This window comes from Cupriavidus sp. DF5525 (assembly GCF_040149425.2).
GTDB classification, from domain to species: domain Bacteria; phylum Pseudomonadota; class Gammaproteobacteria; order Burkholderiales; family Burkholderiaceae; genus Cupriavidus; species Cupriavidus pickettii_A.
Genome location: NZ_CP168266.1, coordinates 561,552 through 577,990 on the forward strand (window position 1 = coordinate 561,552; position 16,439 = coordinate 577,990).

The 16,439-nt window shown below is 66.3% G+C and carries 8 protein-coding genes and 1 pseudogene; 8 read left to right on the top strand and 1 reads right to left on the bottom strand.

Annotated elements, in window-relative coordinates:
• Positions 1-3: 3 nt before the first annotated feature.
• The 3 genes from ABNX08_RS23790 (at position 4) to ABNX08_RS23800 (ending at position 10,834) form a co-directional block, all read left to right on the top strand.
• Positions 4-3,219, top strand: coding sequence for a hypothetical protein (locus tag ABNX08_RS23790; protein WP_022535014.1), 3,216 nt, complete (start codon positions 4-6; stop codon positions 3,217-3,219).
• Complete coding sequence (locus ABNX08_RS23795) at positions 3,212-9,004, top strand: hypothetical protein (protein ID WP_022535015.1); 5,793 nt, start codon at positions 3,212-3,214, stop codon at positions 9,002-9,004. Before ABNX08_RS23790 ends, ABNX08_RS23795 begins: the two co-directional genes overlap by 8 nt.
• A 75-nt stretch (positions 9,005-9,079) precedes the next feature.
• Positions 9,080-10,834: a hypothetical protein gene (locus ABNX08_RS23800; protein WP_349606114.1), complete on the top strand. Its 1,755-nt coding sequence runs from the start codon at positions 9,080-9,082 to the stop codon at positions 10,832-10,834.
• A 318-nt stretch (positions 10,835-11,152) separates the two neighbouring features.
• On the opposite strand, the gene ABNX08_RS23805 is transcribed toward ABNX08_RS23800, so the two are convergent.
• Positions 11,153-11,905, bottom strand: coding sequence for a DUF1643 domain-containing protein (locus ABNX08_RS23805; RefSeq protein ID WP_349606116.1), 753 nt, complete (start codon positions 11,903-11,905; stop codon positions 11,153-11,155).
• On the opposite strand from ABNX08_RS23805, the gene ABNX08_RS23810 reads away from it, so the two are divergent.
• The 5 genes and pseudogenes from ABNX08_RS23810 to ABNX08_RS23830 form a co-directional block, all read left to right on the top strand.
• A complete protein-coding gene (locus ABNX08_RS23810) occupies positions 11,792-12,031 on the top strand; it encodes a hypothetical protein (protein WP_349606118.1) in 240 nt (79 codons plus the stop codon). The genes ABNX08_RS23805 and ABNX08_RS23810 overlap by 114 nt on opposite strands.
• Before the next feature lie 71 nt (positions 12,032-12,102).
• Positions 12,103-12,411, top strand: coding sequence for a hypothetical protein (locus ABNX08_RS23815; RefSeq protein ID WP_022535017.1), 309 nt, complete (start codon positions 12,103-12,105; stop codon positions 12,409-12,411).
• Positions 12,412-12,961: 550 nt separating this feature from the next.
• Entirely contained in the window at positions 12,962-14,713 is a 1,752-nt protein-coding gene (locus ABNX08_RS23820) for a GMC oxidoreductase (RefSeq protein WP_022535019.1), read from the top strand.
• Positions 14,714-14,716: 3 nt separating this feature from the next.
• Positions 14,717-15,622, top strand: coding sequence for a cupin domain-containing protein (locus tag ABNX08_RS23825; RefSeq protein WP_022535020.1), 906 nt, complete (start codon positions 14,717-14,719; stop codon positions 15,620-15,622).
• A 119-nt stretch (positions 15,623-15,741) separates the two neighbouring features.
• Positions 15,742-16,161 (top strand): annotated as a pseudogene (locus ABNX08_RS23830) (ISKra4 family transposase); the annotation flags it as partial.
• Between the last annotated feature and the right edge of the window lie 278 nt (positions 16,162-16,439).

Sequence of the window (16,439 nt, forward strand, 5' to 3'; positions counted from 1 at the left end):
GAGATGGCGATCGAAGTCGCGAGATACCAGTTCCAGTCGTGGGCGCGCAAAGGCATCTCCGCCCGGATCAGCGAGCAGGACACGCTGGGGAATCCGGCGGCCGCGCTGCCGCCGGGCGAGCGCGCCTCGGTACCGATCGGCGTGTCCATCAATGGCGCGCCGCAGACGCCGAAGCCATTCGCGCTGATCGGCTCGGGCGATATCGTCGGCATCCAGCGCGACATGGTGGTGCGCACCGAGCCGCGCAACTGGATCACCAACTTCGAGCCCAACTACCTGGCCTTTATCGAGTTCTATGACGAGGATTTTCCCTGGCGCTACACACCGGCCCGGCCCGACGGCGAACGGCTGCGCCCGTGGATCCAGTTGCTGGTGCTGGAAGAGGGGGAGTTCGAGCGCGACGACCGCCGCCTGCCGCTGCCGGTGGTGACGATCAAGCGCAAGGAGGCGCTGCCGCCCGCGGACGAAAGCTGGCTGTTCGCGCATGTCCATACCGAGCAGGACATCGGGGCCAGCGAGCTGTCGGGGCTTGAGCAATACCTGAAGTCGCTGCAGGAGGCGGTCGCCAGCGATCCGGACAAGATCTACAGCCGGCTGCTGTCGCCGCGGCACCTCGCGCCGAACCGGGCTTACCAGGCTTTCCTGGTGCCGGCCTTCGAGGTCGGCCGCCTGGCCGGCCTGGGGCGCAAGACGGCCGGCATCCCTGCCCAGAAGCCGGCATGGGACGCCACCACCACCAGCGTGGAGCTGCCGTTCTATTTCGACTGGTCGTTCCGCACGGGTGAGAACACCGATTTCGAATCGCTGGTTGAGCTGCTCCAGCCGCGCATCCTCGATGCCAGGATCGGCATCCGCTCGATGGACTGCGCCGAGCCGGGTTTCGTCGTGGTCGACGGGCAGGGCCGCGAGCGGCTGCCTCCGCCTGTCGGACTGCCTGCCGCCGCGCCGCTCGTCCAGGGGCTCGAAGGCGCGCTGAAGACGGACCGCACGCAATCCCTGCCGCCAGTGTTCACGCCGAACGCATTCCAGGACGAATTGCAGATCCTGGTCAACCTGCCGGAGACCATCCAGGCCACCAACGCGCCACCGGGTTCGGACGAGTCCTTCCTGAACGATCCCATCGTGACGCTGCCGTTCTACGGGCAGAACCATGCCCGGCAGCACAAGGCGGACAAGGTGCTGCTCGATACCAGCAAGGACGGGTGGCTGCACGACCTGAACCGGGATCCGCGCACCCGTGTGCCGGCCGCGTTCGGTACCTCGGTGGTCCAGAAGAACCAGGAAGCCTTCATGCAGCGCGCGTGGCAGCAGGTACAGAAGGTCCACGAGGCGAACCACACCATGCGGCAGTACCAGTTCGTGCTGCAGGTGAGTTCGCTGTACTCGTCGGCATTCTTTGCCCGGCTCGAGCCCGCCAATCTTATCGCTGTCACCATGCCGGTCCACGCCAAGGTGCTCGGCAGCCCCACCACCATTCGCCAGCAGCTGACGGAGAGCCGCCTGGCCGCGCCAGTGTTCAGTGCGCCCGTGCGCCGCATGATCCGTCCCGGCGGCCGGCTGGCACGGCGCTTCAGCCTGAACCCGGTCGGGCTGGCGCTGGCCACGGTGGTTGGCGCGCTCAACGACGGACGGGTGACGCCGGCCCCGCCGCGTTCCGTGCCGGAGGGCATTCCGTCGCTGGAGGACGTCGCGAAGGCCATCCAGCCGCGCACTTTCCCGGGCTGGCTGCGCTGGCTGATCCGCAACCGCAGCGTGGCGTTGCTGATCGCCCTCGCGCTCGTGCTGCTGCTCGGCCTGATGGCCGGGGCCTGGGTGCTTGCCGCCCTGGGCGCTGTCGCAGCGGTCGCGGCGTTCTTCTGGCTGGACCAGCAGGCGCGCCGGATCGACGCGGCCGCAACGCTTACCGACCCGGAGAAGGCGCTCGCGTCCGTGCAGCAGGTGGCGCCGCGTCCGGACTTCACCGTAGCGCTGGACCTGGACGAGGGACAGGCCGCGCCCGCGGCGACACCGGGGCCGACACCCGCCGCCGACAGCATCGAGGCGCGCAACTTCCGCATGGCCGCCATCCGGCTGCAGCAGCGCGCCGGGGTGCGCACGCCGCCCAAGGCGCCGCTGCCGGCGTTCGACCTGGCCAACGGCAATGCCAGGCTGCGGCACGCCATCGACCCGCGCGTGTCGTTTCCGCGGCGGCTGTCGGCCTTCGTCAAGCTGCCGCGATGGACCTTCGACGAGCCCGAGGAGATCGTCGACGCGATGGCCCATCCGGACTTCGAGGATCCGATGTACAGCTACCTGCGCGATATCAGCAAGGAGCTGCTGATCCCGAACCTGCAGCTGATTCCGCCCAATACCATCTCGCTGCTGGAGACCAACCCGAAGTTCATCGAATCCTATATGGTCGGCCTCAATCACGAGATGGGGCGCGAGTTGCTGTGGCGCGAGTATCCGACCGACCTGCGCGGCAGTTATTTCCGGCAGTTCTGGGAGGTCAAGGGCGTGAGCAATCCCGACACGCCGGCGGATGCCGAGCAGCTGAAGGACATCACCAAGATCCACGCATGGCCGGTGGCGAGCCGGCTGGGCGCGCACAAGCCGCCGCCGGGCCCGCGTGCCGATGTCCAGCCCGGCGAGAAGCAGGTGGTGCTGGTGGTGCGCGGCGAGTTGCTCAAGCGCTATCCCAACACGGTGGTCTACGCGCAGAAAGCCATCGATGACGGCAAGGGCAACAACGTGCTGCGCGAGAGCGATCCCACGCCGCACCAGCTCGATATCGAGTTCAAGTTCCCGCTGTTTCGCGCCGAGATCGAACCGGACCTGCGCTTCTTCGGCTTCGACCTGACCACGGACAAGGCCAAGGGCGAGGTCGACAGCATCGACTTCCCCGGCGACAAGCGGGGCTGGTTCTTCGTGCTTCAGGAGGTGCCGGGCGAGCCGCGCTTCGGCATGGACATCAGCTACAAGCCCACGCGCAACGCCACCCCGCAGACCTCCGACGATCCGCTCGATACCTGGGCCAATCTGGCCTGGAACTGCTTTGGTGCCGCCGAGCCGGCCTTCGTGCCGCGCGCGCCCGCGCCGGTTTTTCCCCGCCCGGATACGGCCGAATTCAGCCAGCATCCGTGGGGCGTCACGTCGGCGCAGATGGCCTACGCCCTGTTCCAGAATCCGGTGATGGTAGCCGTCCACGCAGGTGAAATGCTGGAGCTGACGCATGCCTGAGTTCAACGAACAGCTCGAAGCCATCGCCGTGGTGCGCACAAACTGCCGCCGGCATGAAGACGACCTTTACACAGCGCGCATCGGCCTCGCCGGCGTCAGGAAGCAGATACGGCGGGCGGAGCAGGGGCAAACGAGCGCGCAGCCGGATGGGGATGGTGATGCGGCGATACTGCGGGCGCAGGTGGCGGAAACCCAGGCACGCCTCGCGGCAACACGGGAAGCGGTGCGCAAGACCGAAGCCTGGCTCGCGCGCCTGCGCGAGCAGGAACGGCTGGTGGCGCACCTGGAGCAGCATATCGCCGCGGCTGGCCGCAGGTCTGCCAGCCTGCGCGAACAGCTGGAAGCGTCGAACCGGCGCGCGCCGCCCGACAAGGAAGAGATCGCCGGGCTGGAAACGGAACTCGCGCGGATCGGGCACACCGGCGACAATCTCCGGGCGAGCCTGTCCGCAGCGAGCGACCAACTGGGCCGCCTGCGCCAGCAGGAGGACGAGCACCAGGTCAGGCTCACGGCCGGAAGGGCCGACATGGAGGCGCAGCGGCAATCCCTGGCTGGAGCGCAGGGCCGGCTTGCCGAACTGCTGCAGCCCGCCTTTGCGGACCTGGAGACCCTGAAGGCGAGAGAGCGCGAGCTGCAATCCGCCATCGCGCAGGCCAGCGGCAGCCTGGGCCGCTGCAAGGCGGAACTGGGCGGCCTGGTCGGCGGCCTGTACACGGACCCGCATCCCCGCAAGGCGCTGGCCCGCCTTGATGACGGGACGCCGTTCCTGCTGTTCCCGGTGCGCATCGAGTCGATCTTCGTGCCGACAGGACGCGGTACCGAGCTATGGGTCCGAATCTATCCGGACGACATCGTCGTGCACACGCACGAGGCCACGCTGACCGATACCGAGGTGGCGGCGGGCGAGCTGTATTGGGTCGAGCTGGTCGCTGCCGAGCACCTGCGCGACGAACGCGACCGGCGCCGTCAGGCAGCGTGGCGGCATGTCGTGCAACTCCTCGGCGGCTCGCGCGCGGCCTGGGTGGCCCGGCAGACGCGTCCGCTGGACTGGTCCGCGCTGGCGGCCGGGGGCGCCACGCAGAACCTGGTCGCCTTCCTGCTGGCCGCGCAGGCGGATTTCTTCGATGGCCTGCTCGCGCTGCCGCTGCCGGGGGCGGTGCGCCTGGCACTGCAGCAGGCCGTGGCCGAGGAAGATGGCGATGCCTTCATCAGGCTGGTGGAGGCGCAGAAGTGGGGCGAGCGGGTGAACGAAGCCGTGCGCACGCAGATTGCCGCCTTCCCCGAACACGACCTGACCAAGACCGATGCCTGGACACGCGCGCCCCGTACCCGCGTGCTGCCGGACCGCTTCGTCTTGCTGCTCTATGGCAGCGAGACGGGGGCGCCGCGCGAGGTTCCCGGCGCGCTGGTGCCGGACACGCTGACGTTGGGCCCCGATCCGCTTGACGCCAAGGCAGCGTTCAAGGATCCCGACGGTGCGCTGACGTTTGGCGGCGAGTTCGACTGGATGTCGGACTTCGACAAGGCGGTCGAACAGGGCATGGCGTTTCGCGTGCCGCTGTCGGCGGAGGAGGCGAGCAATGGCTTTGCCCGGATCTGCGTGCTGGGCGTGATGCTGTCGGCCAGTGCGGCCGACGGCGCGGCGATGCTGGAGGAGCTGATCGCCAACCACCAGTTCAGCCCCAAGGGATTCAGCCTGGTAGCGCAAGGCACGCCGACCAACAACACCGAGCGCGACGGCAGCGGCTATTCCGACAACGATCCCTACGACGACCTGGCCTTTTTTACTGAGGCCGGCCCGCCGGCCTTCGACCCGGCGCACGCCGATCCGCGCAAGCGCCAGACCGATGGCAGGCAGATCGCCGACGTGCTGGGGATCGCCTACGGACCGCTGCAGACCGTGCGCCGCGCCGACGGCACCGATCTGCTCGAAGCGACCGCGATGAACGCGGCGCTGTTTCCGGCCACGCTGGGATACTGGCTGCGGACCTGGATGTCGCCGGTGATCAAGCCCGCGACAGCCAGGCTGGTGCGCAGCTTCTTTTCCAGCTACGTGACCGGCCGCGGGCCGGTGCCGGCAATACGCGTGGGCGACCAGCCTTACGGCATCCTCGTCACCAGCGATCTGTCGCGCTGGAAATACCCGGCTCGCGAGGGCGGCATTGCGGGTGTGCTGCTGTTCGACGAGCTGACGCCGTTCCTGGAAGACCTGCACGCGCTGCTGGCCCGCTTCGACAAGACCTGGCACGGCATCGCGGCCACGCTCCCGTTCGCGGGCAAGCCCGGCACCGATCCCTCCGAGGTGCTGATGCACCTGCTCGGGCTGCATCCCACCTCGGTCGAGTTCTACCAGCGCATCGGCTATAGCGACGAGTACCTGCGCAACCTGGACAGCTTCAGGGATCGCGGCCGCTACGCCAACGAGCTCGCCTCGCTGATCTACTCGATGCCGGCCAGTGCTCGCCTGTATCTCGAGAACCTGGGCTTTCCGCCGCAGATGAGCGATGTCAGCCGCATGAAGAGCCTGCACGTGCTGTGGCAGCACTACACCACTGCGCTGGATGCGCCCAACCTGGTCGACAGCAGGCCGCCATCGGAAAGCGCCCGGCTTGCGCTCAACTATGTCGACTGGCTGGCCAGGGCGGGCAGCTTCGACACCATCCTCAAGGAACAGTTCGACGGCGCCAGGCCGTCGTCGCTGCTCTACCTGATGCTGCGCAACGCCGTCCTGCTGCAACTTCATCATGGCGCCTACGACTGGTTGCGCGCGCGCGGCGATTTCGAGCCGGCGCTCGAACAGGCGGTGCGCGCCACGACGCTGCCCGGGATGCGCGCGGCGTCGCCTACGCTGTCGAAGCTGGAGGTCATGTCCGCCAGGGTGGGGGCGGTCCAGCCGGGCCACGCGCTGGCAGCGGCCTCGGTCGCCGATGCGATCTGGCGCGGCTATGAGGTGGCCGACGTCGAGGCTGGCTTCGTCGCCGAACAGAAGCAGGCCCTGGCGGTGCTTGCCGATGCCACCACCGCGGCGCTGGAGCGCGCCTTTGTCGAGCATCTCGACTGTTGCCAGTACCGGCTGGATGCGTGGGAAACCGGCCTGTTCACACAGCGGCTGGCGCAGCAGCGCCGCCTTGGCGCCGACGACCGCCGCACCGGCATCTATCTTGGCGCCTTTGGCTGGGTGGAGAGCGTCAAGCCGGCAACCAAGGTCTTCCTGGCGTCGGAATCGTTGCCAGAGTCGCTGCGTCCTGACGATGCGCGGCCAATCCTGGAGGAAGACGATGCCGTCGCGGTTCCCGGCGCGGCACCTGGATCAAAGCGCGGCGGCTTCATGCATGCGCCGTCGATCAACCACGCGGCGGCCGGCGCAGTGCTGCGCAACGCCTATCTGAGCCACGCCGATCCGGCCAGGGCGGAGATGTTCTCGGTCAACCTCTCGTCCGAGCGGGTGCGGCGCGCGGATTTCGTGCTGCAGGGCATGCGCAACGGGCAAGCGATCGAGGCGCTGCTGGGCTACCAGTTCGAGCGCGGGCTGCATGACCGCACTTCCGCCAGCGCGGCGCGCGGAGATGTGCCCGTGCTCGAACTCAACCAGTTCATTCTTCCTTACCGCCAGGCCTTTCCTTTCGAGGCGCGCGAAGTGGTGCAGGCCGGCACCGGCGATCCCAGCGACGCGCTGCCCGCCTACAGCGTGGTCAACGGCTTGCGCCTCGCCACGGCGGCGATGTCGGCCGCCGACGGCTATGGGTTGTCCGCCATCCTGCCCGCTGCGCAGCGGCCCGATGCGCAGCAGGGCGCGGCCGTCCTGGCCGAGCGCGATGCGTTACGCGACACGCTGGACGCGGTCAAGGACCTGCTGATGGCGGAGAACGCCTATCAGCTGGTGCAAGGCAATTTCGATCGGGTCGGGGCGGTCTCGCTGGCGCAGAAAGAAGCGCGGGTGCCGCCGGCGCTGCAGGTCATCGACACGCCGCGGGGGACGGAATTCACGTTTACCAACCGGCTGACCGTGCATTTCGATGATCTCGACCCAGCGACGGTGCAGGCCAATCCCTGGCCCGAGATGCCTATGACGCCGCGGGCGCGCGCCGAGACGGGCTTGAACCACTGGCTCGGCTCGATCCTGGCGCCGTCTCCGGCCAAGGTCCTGTGCGAAATAGCGCGCGAAGGCGGTGCCGACAGGCATGCCGTGAGCCTGGCGGATCTGGGCATCCAGCCCCTGGACTTCGTCTGCATAACCTCCATTGCGCCGGAAGGCACCGGCGGCGCGACCGAGCTGGAAACCCGGATCGCCTACCAGTACCGGCGCGCCCATGGCATTGACGACGACGAAGCGGTGCGCGTGGCGTTCAACCCACCAGTCGCATCAGGCGAGCGCACGTTCGCGCAGTTGTTCCCACTGGCGCGCCAGCTACGCGCGATGGTGGCAGAGAGCCGGGCGGCCAACGCTCGGGATTTCATGCCGGCCGCCGGCGGCAAGGCGACGGCGATTCCGGTGGACAAGGACAATCCGGACGGCTACGACACCGCCGACCTGCGCGCCCGCGTGCAGGGGGCCTTCGATATGCTCAAGACCCTGGCCGATGCCCTCGACGGTGCCGTTGCGCCCAGCGTGCAACTGGTGCTGCTGAACGATCCGGATGACCCTGCCGACGACGAGTCGTTTTCCGGCAAGCTTGGCGCCGCTTTCGACAAGCTGGAGGAAGCCGAACTGGAGTTCACCGACGACAAGGCGCTGACGGTCGCTTTCCTGGTTTCCGACGCCGAGACGCTTGCCGCGACCCTGCGCGCCGTCGCGGATTTCGGAGTCAGCGACGCGTTCCCGCCGCAGGCCGATCTCACTGCGGCCGCGGCGAGGTCGGAACTTCTGGCGCGCGCGCACCGCATCGCCCGGCGCCTGCGGCGAAGCGTCCAGAAAGACGGCGTGCTGGACCGTGCCGGCGAACTGATCGGCAAGGCCACGCCGGCAACACCGGTCGCCGAGCAGGTCCGGCTCTTGCTCGAGGCGGGCAAGCTGGTGTTCGGGGAAACCTTGCGGATCCTGCCGGCCTTCCATTGCTACAACGATGCCGACCTTGCGCTGGCGGACTCGGCGCGCGGGCAGCTTCTGGCGCACGCGGTCGCGGCAGTGCCGGGCGCGAGCGCCGGCGAGATCGTCGACGAGTGGCTGCAGGCGCTGGCGCGCGTGCGCCCCCAGGTGCATCGCTGGGAAGTCATCCGCGTGCTGGCAGAGGCGATGAACGATGTCGCGCTCGACATGCTGCCGGTACAGGTGCCCCATCGCAACCAGGATAGCTGGCTGGCGGTGGAGTTCCCGGAGAAGGATCCGCTCGACCCGTCCCGGGCTTTCGGGATTTCTCGCGATACCTTGTCGATCGCCGCGCACGGCGCCTCCGCGTTCAAGCCCGGCATGCGCCAACGGGCCATCCTGCTCGACGAATGGACCGAGGAGATTCCGATGGAGCAGGAGATCACCGGCATTTCGTTCCGCTTCAACCAGCCCAACGCGGCGCCGCCGCAGACTTTGTTGCTCGCGGTGACGCCGGAAGAAACCGGTTCATGGAGCTGGGACGCCTTGGCCGGCACGCTAGTCGATACGCTGGGCCGCGCCAAACGGCGCGCGGTGGAGCCGGCGCAGCTGGAGAAGCAGGGCCTGATATGGAATGCGTTCGCGCCGGCGTTGGTGTCGGAGTTCAGCACATTGATGGAGGCCGACGTATCACTCGACCTGATGCTGATGCTGGACTATATGCAACTGACCGAGTTCTACGCCGCGGGCACGCGGTGAGGGGAACCTATGCCAAACACCAGACTGACACTGTCGCAACTCACCGGCGCCGAGCGCTTCCGCTTGCCACGGGTAGTGGCGTTCAACCGGCTCGAATCGCGGCCGCGCACCCTCGATTTCACGCGCAGCCTGCGCGCGGAGGTGCGCGATCCGCTCTGGATGCTGACCCGCCAGTGGCAGTTCGGTGAGTTCCAGGGGGAGGATGCCGCCTCGCCCGTCACCTCCCGCATCGCCTACCGCCACCAGCCGATCGACCGGGTCGCGCTGGCCGATGGCGGGGCCGCGCCCTTCGATCCGCAAGCCATCGCGCTCGAAACCTATGTCGAGCGCGAGCCGATTCCGCTGGTCCTGCGGGAACTAGTCAGTGGGGAGGTCTACAGCGATACGGTGTTCGCCGTGCGATGGGGCAAGCAATTCCTGAAACGGCTGCGCGCGGCCGGCCTGGACGGCCACTACCCGCTGTATCTCGGCCGTTTTCCGCTGCGCGTGCTGCCGGTGGCCCCGCCACCGGGCGATCCCGCGCGCAAGGTCGAGGACACCGACGCCGAGCAGGTCCGCACCGCGTTGGCGGGGCAAATCGCGGATGGCGTTGCGATCGTGCGCGCCGTACAGGCAGGCACGCATGACGGCTGGCTCGACGGCGAACCCGGCGGCGACAAGGACCAGCTCAAGAGCATCGCGGCAGCGTTCGCGCAATCCTGCACCGCCGCCATCGGCCGCATGTTCGCGCAGCCGGAAGAGGCGGGCGGTGCCGCCTGGCTGCCCAATCATCTCGAATACCGCTTTGCGCTCGCCGGGCCGCCCGAGCCGGATGCGGCCGAGCCGGTGCTGCTGGCCGAGCAGTACCACGAGGGGCGACTGGACTGGTACTCGTTCGACCTGGTCGGCGGCCGCAAGCTGCCGCTCGAGGACGACCCCGCTCCGGCGGCGCCGCCGGAGGAAGTCGAATCCTTCCTGCCCGGCCCGGTCCGCTTCAAAGGCCAGCCGCGGCCGCGCTTCTGGGAGATGGAGGAGTCGCAGACCGATTTCGGCAAGATCGAGACCTCGGCGACCGGGCTGCTTCATCTGATGCTCGCCGAGTTTGGCCTGATCTATTCCAACGACTGGTTTATGCTGCCGCATCCGATGCCGGTCAATACGCTCTGCGAAATCCGCGGCATCGTGGTGGACGATACCTTCGGGCGGCACACCTATATCCGTCCGGCAGGCCGGGCACCGGAAACCGCCTGGCAGCGCTTCGCGCTGTTCCACCTCACCGAGCGCGACCGCCGCGACGCGGCCAGCCGCTTCTACCTGGTGCCCGCGGTCGGCCACGTCCTCGAAAGCCCGCCGATCGAGCGCGTCAATTTCATGCGCGATGAAATGGCTAACATGGCGTGGGGCGTTGAAAGCATCGTGCCTTCGCAGATGGGGACGGGGATGAGCGGCAATGACCAGTCGCGCGTCCGTGAGCCCGCCCCGGCCGCCGCGGCAAGCGAGGAAGCGAAGATTCGCTACCTTGCCGGCAGCACGGCCCCCAGGAACTGGATACCCTTCATCCCCGTGCATCTGGAGGACAGCGTGAGTGAAGTCCGCCTGCAGCGCGCCCGGATGGCGGGTGCCGCACCGCCCCGTGGCCGGTTGCTGCGCGAACCCGGCTCGCCGTACTTCATCGAGGAGGAAGAGATCCCGCGTGCCGGCATCTATGTCGAGCGGTCCTGGCAACGTGCGCGCTGGATCGGTGGGCGCACGCTCACCTGGGTCGGCCGGCGCAAGTCCGCCGGCCGCGGCGAGGGGTGGAGCGAACTCGTGTTTGACCGAATCATCGAGCGCACGACGCAGGATGCCTAGGACCCTGGCATGTTAAAGGCAACGCTGACCCAGTCTTTCCGCTCCGTCGCATCAGGAGAATCGCAGCAGCCAGCAAGGGCGCCGTTTTTTTTCGGAGCGAACGCAGTTTGCGGCCTGCCGCTCCCGCACCGTGCGCCGTAGCTACGGGAAGGCGCATGGGACGCTGAAACGGAGCGCGGGAGCCCGTGAGAGCGTGACGGGCTAGCGCGGCAGGAAGAAAAAGGTAAGGGCCAGGGCGAAATAGACGACCAGGAGTTGCGTTCGCATTGAGAGTAGTTAGCGCGGCCGTAGCGTCCGGGGATTACTGCATTCGATCGGCTACAGCGGTACGCCAACCGAACACCGTGCCTGCTCAAAGTCATGGCCTGGCATTGAGCCGCTGGCGGATCTGCCAAGCCAGCATGTCAACCGAGCGCGTGGCCGGGGCGAAACGAAAGCGACCTGGCGCGATCGACTGCCCGAGACGCATCCATCCGTCAGGGAATATGCAGACGTGCAAATCATCGTTAATGACGACAATGCCAGCCAGCCCTGGATGGGTCGTGACCCCGCGGCAGGGAATGCCGAGGCGCTCCAGATGACGTCGCACGGCAGTTGCTCGCATGGGACACCTTGGTTGGGGCCCATATTCTGGGTCCAGCGCCGGCGGCAGGTCGGTGCGCACGCCCACCGACGGACTCTGTGCCAGGCGCGAAGCGTCAACACCCCTCGGGCCGCGAGATCAAAATCAGAGCCACCCCTGCAGCACCGCGTGATCGTCGGGTCGTTGACTTGGTGGTCGGCCGTCGATGGGTTGAGCATGATGAAGCCCAGCGTCGGCCGGCTGGCATCCCAGTGGCGCCAGAGGCGATAGCGGTATTGCTCGCAGTCGGAGGGGAGGCAGCCGGCCTCGCCGTCGAGGGTCTGGGTTGTCATGTGCTTCATGCTACGATCCTTGCAACGGAGAGGGGCGCCACCATGAGCGAAGTCAGTACGTACCAGTATCGCGGCCATGCGATTCAAATTGCGGTAACTGAGAAGGGCGGGAATTGCTCGCTGAGCGTCCAGATTGCTTGTGCGGCAGAAGGGCATCTGCCCGTCTCGTCTTGGACGGGAAAGGAAGCGGGTACCGTCGAAGCTGTGGTAGGTCGCTCGCTTTCTCGCGCTAAACGGGTAGTCGATGTGTCGCTCGGCGAAGCTGCCGAATGTGGCAGGTAGCATGATCCAACCCGTGCCGGTCGGACACTTTGGTTTGATGATGAACTCGGTCATGACAGCTCCTGCTCCGCTTGCCGCTCAAAGTACTGGGGTATCGTGTCGAACTGGAAGAAATCGACGCCCATCTGCGCGCTGTTTCCGGCGCCGATGTCGTCGGCTCTGTTGCCTGGCCGCTGGCGGACGGCATGGCGCGCGGCATTGTCTGCTTTGTCGGCGCTTTAACCATCGATGCCGAGCAGGTCATCAACGCGCTCAGGACTCGGATTCCGCCGTACATGCTCCCAAGCCGGGTCATTCCCCTGGAAAGCATGCCGCTCAATTTGAGTGGCAAAGTTGACCGACGGGCGCTGCATCAATGGCTCGAAGACTCCGCCGCATGATGCCGATCTCACCCCAGGCCGAACACGAGGCACCATCGGCTCACGGCAAAGTGCCAGATACCCCCGTCTGCCGCGCTTTCGCATTCCTGCTATCGACGCGTCGGAGCCATTCATCGCGCGTGCCCAAACGACAAGCGGGCAATTGTTCATCCTGTTGTCGGCCATGCTGGTCGTCACGCCCCATTTCGGCGGCTGGGCGGCGGCGCTGGCCATCGGCGCGGCCATGGCGTGCTGCTGTCAGGCCAAATTCGCGTGACGTCATCCTGCTTGCCGCCACCTGGACCAGCGCTTTCCTTTACACAGGACCGGAACCTATGCAAGGCGACCTTCCGTTTTTTCGGCCCAAGGCCCCGTTTCGCTCGGCGCCTCGGCCCAACGCAAACGGATCAACAATTTTCTCCGTCCTTGTAATCCAGTTCCCATCTGCTAGCTTGTCTAGATAACGTTCGCAGCAGCAAAGAGCAGCGCAGCAAACCGTCGCACGCCCACAGAGTGTCCAGAGCCTTTCGAGGACGACATGCCGTCCTCCCACCATGGATTGGAGGCATCAATGACCGCCGTTTCCAGCTCGCCGAACTTTGCGCATGGCTATCCCACTCCCGGCCCCCAGATCTCCACCCCGCAGAAGGTGATGGATTACGTGTTCTTCCTGTCTGAAACCGGGTGGAAACAGGTTCGGGAGGAAGAGCAGTTCGACTACATCGTCATCGGCACCGGCTTTTGTGCGCTTGCGTTCTGCGAGCGCATCCTGGCGGCGACGCCGAAGACGCGCATCCTGATGGTGGAGCGCGGCCCGTTCTTCCTCCCCGAGCACTTTCAGAACCTCCCGATTCCCTACCAGCACACCCTCGGCGGCTTGACGGAAACCTTCCCCTGGACGCTCTCCAGCCAGACGGCCAACCAGCCCAGCGGGCATATCAACTGGCAGCATGGCATGGTGCCCTTCTTCGGGGGACGCAGCATCATGTGGAGCGCCTGGTGCCCCCGCCCCACGCGCGATGAGATGGCCTTCTGGCCGGAGCAGACCATCGCCGCCGCCGAAGCCCGCTTCGCTTCGGCCGAAACCCTGCTCAACGTGGTGCCCGCCGACAAGATCGACGCCGCCTCCGGACCTGAACTGCAGAGCATCATCGCCCGCCAGCGGCCAACCTACGGCATCATGCAGACCGCCCTGCAGGAGATGCTGAACGAGAAAATCGGCCTGATCGAGTCGGCGACCCGCTGGATGCCAGCGCCCCTCGCGGCGGGGGCGGGCGATGCGAGTGGGGTGGACTTCGCCAAGTTCTCCACCCCGGCGGTGATCATGGAGTTGGCCTCGAAGCAGGCCGATCTGGCAGCGGCCGGCACCGGCAGCCCCCTTCGCATCGTGACGAACTGCATCGTCGAGCGTATCCACCAACAGGACGGTGTGGCCACCGCGCTGGATACTTCACGCGGGATGCTCAACGTCGGCCACGCCAAGGTGATCCTGGCCATGGGCACGCTGCCGCCCACCACGCTCCTTCTCAACTCCTTCCCGCAGATGAAGCGGGCCGGGGATCGTTTCACCGCGCACTTCATCACCTCGGTGGTCGCCCGCGTGCCGCGAAAGGACTTCGACTTCGGCCATCGCATTGGCGAACTGGAGCTGGCGGCGATCTACCTCGCCGGCAAGAACAAGGACAACAACATGCAGTACCACGTCCAGCTCTCAGTGCTCTCCGACCGGGAGCCGGAGAAGAATGCCCAGAAAGCAGCCCGCTACATGCCGGATGTCGTGGCGACGGCCTCGATTGCACAATTGCGCTCCTCCGAGGACTACCTCGTTTTCGTTTGCGCGGTGCTGGGCGAAATGGACTATCGCAACCCGAAGAACTACTTCCACCTCAACGGGCAGGCGGATCCCACCACCAACGTGACACTGCAGGTGCTCGCCAACGAAAACGACCGGATGACCTGGGACACCATGGACACAGGCACATTCCAGATGATGGAGCGCGTCTTCGCCCCCAAGGGCAATGTGGAGTACTGGCACGGCGATCCGAATACCGGCACTTGGTCCTCCGAGCGCCCCTCCATTGAGGAGCGGCGGGTCGGCGGCCTGGTCCACGAGGGCTCCACGCTGTGGATCGGCGCCGGCGACGAGGGTGTGGTGGGCCTGGACTATCGCCCCAACGGCGTCGAAAACGTCTTTGTGACCGGCGGCGCCCTGTGGCCCGCCAGTGGTTCCTGGAACCCCACGATGACCATGGTGGCACTGGCCCAGGATCTCGCCGACCAGCAGCTCGGACTCTCTTCAGCGCCCTGCGACGCGCCGGCTTGAGCCATGCCCAGCGCCGATCGAAACAACCAGATGCTCCCGACCGATCCGCCGATGGGTGTGGGCGACGTGCTCGACAAAGCCGACGGCGTCTACTTCTGCATCAAGGACCACGACTCTGTCTTCCTTTGGGTGAACCAGAACTTTGCGGATCTGGTGGGACAGAGCAAGGATGCCTTGATCGGCAGCGCCGATTCCCGCGCAGCCCATGTGGCACACGACAAGGCGGTGATGGCGAGCGGCCAGCCCCTGCTGAACTTCCACGAAACCATCGATGTGCCGACGGCGGACGGCGGAACGACCGCCCTGGAAATCGTGACGCAAAAGGGCCTGCTGCGAAAGAAGGGAGGGACAGAGATCATTGGGATCACCGTCTGCTTCTCCAAACGATTCCCCGCCGCCGACGAGGAGGCGGATAATCTGATCCAGAAGCTCGAGCTCACCCCCACTGGCGTAGGCGGGCACTTTGCGCCGGGGCCAGGCAGCGGGGAAGGGGTGCGCAGCGCATCCCTGCCCGAGCGCTTCGCAGGCGATCGCCACTTCTACTCCACTAACTACTACCTGCTGAAAGAGGGAGAACTGCTCCGTCTCCATGCCCTGAACCAGGACGAGCAGTGGTTCTACCACCAGGGGAGTGCGGTGCGGCTGCACATTTTTTCCCCCGACGGGACCTACTCCACCATCGACATCGGTGCGGATCTGGATCAGGGACAGGTCTTGCAGGCAGTTGCTCCGCATAACCACTGGTTCGGAGCGGAACTTCTGGGGCCCGGTTACGTGCTGGTGAGCTGCAGTCTGGCGCCCGGCTACGACCCTCGCGACAGCGTCAACCCGACCGCCGATCAGCTTGCCGACCTGAGACAGGCTTTTCCTGCACAAGCCGATCTGATCCAGAAGCTGGCTCTCGACTGAACCGCCCGATCATGAAATGGCCTACCCCCCTTTTCTCCAAGGTGGGCCTTCAAGCCTGTGGCCGCGATCCCCGGCCTAGAGCCGCAGTTCACCCAGCGTCCGTCCGCACTGGCCCAGCATTGATCAAGGCGCTGCATGGCGCCAAGTGGCACCTGTGGCACGGCTGCCCCTATCCGGCGTTGCGCCGATTGGAAAGCCTCGGCTGGGATCTGGAAGCTGAGGCCAGCCCCGAACAGGCCAAACTCCTCGGCAAGCTCGAGGAGTTCATTGTCTACCTCGACAACAACCGGCACTTCATCGTGAACTACGGTGACCGCTATCGGCATGGGGAGCCCATTGCATCGGGGTTCGTTGAGTCGGCCGTCAACCAGGTGGTCAGCACGCGATTCGTCAAACGGCAGCAGATGGCCTGGCGGCCTCGGCACGCGCACAACCTGCTGCAAATCCGGACCGCCGTACTCAATAACCAGCTTCGGTCTTACGTTGAACGATGGTATCCCTCCATTTCTCAAGGCGAGGGCCACCGCCTTGCCGCTTAGTCAGCCCCCGGTTTGGCGCGGTCTCCGAGCAGGGCCAGAGCAGGGCCGCGCCGCGCTCGCTGACGCACGAACAAGGGTCAGGGAGTTGTTTGGCGAATTGATCGAGGGGCGCTGAGTTCTCAGCCCCTGTGAGCGATAGCGAACCGAATCCCTTCCAGGGCAGCGCCTCCCTCACACCCAAAATCACTAGACTCGCACGATAGGTACAGCCGTTTGCCGCTGCGGTTTGCGTGCGTGGTCCGACAGAGCATTGCAGCATATCGGCGCGCCTACGGAAT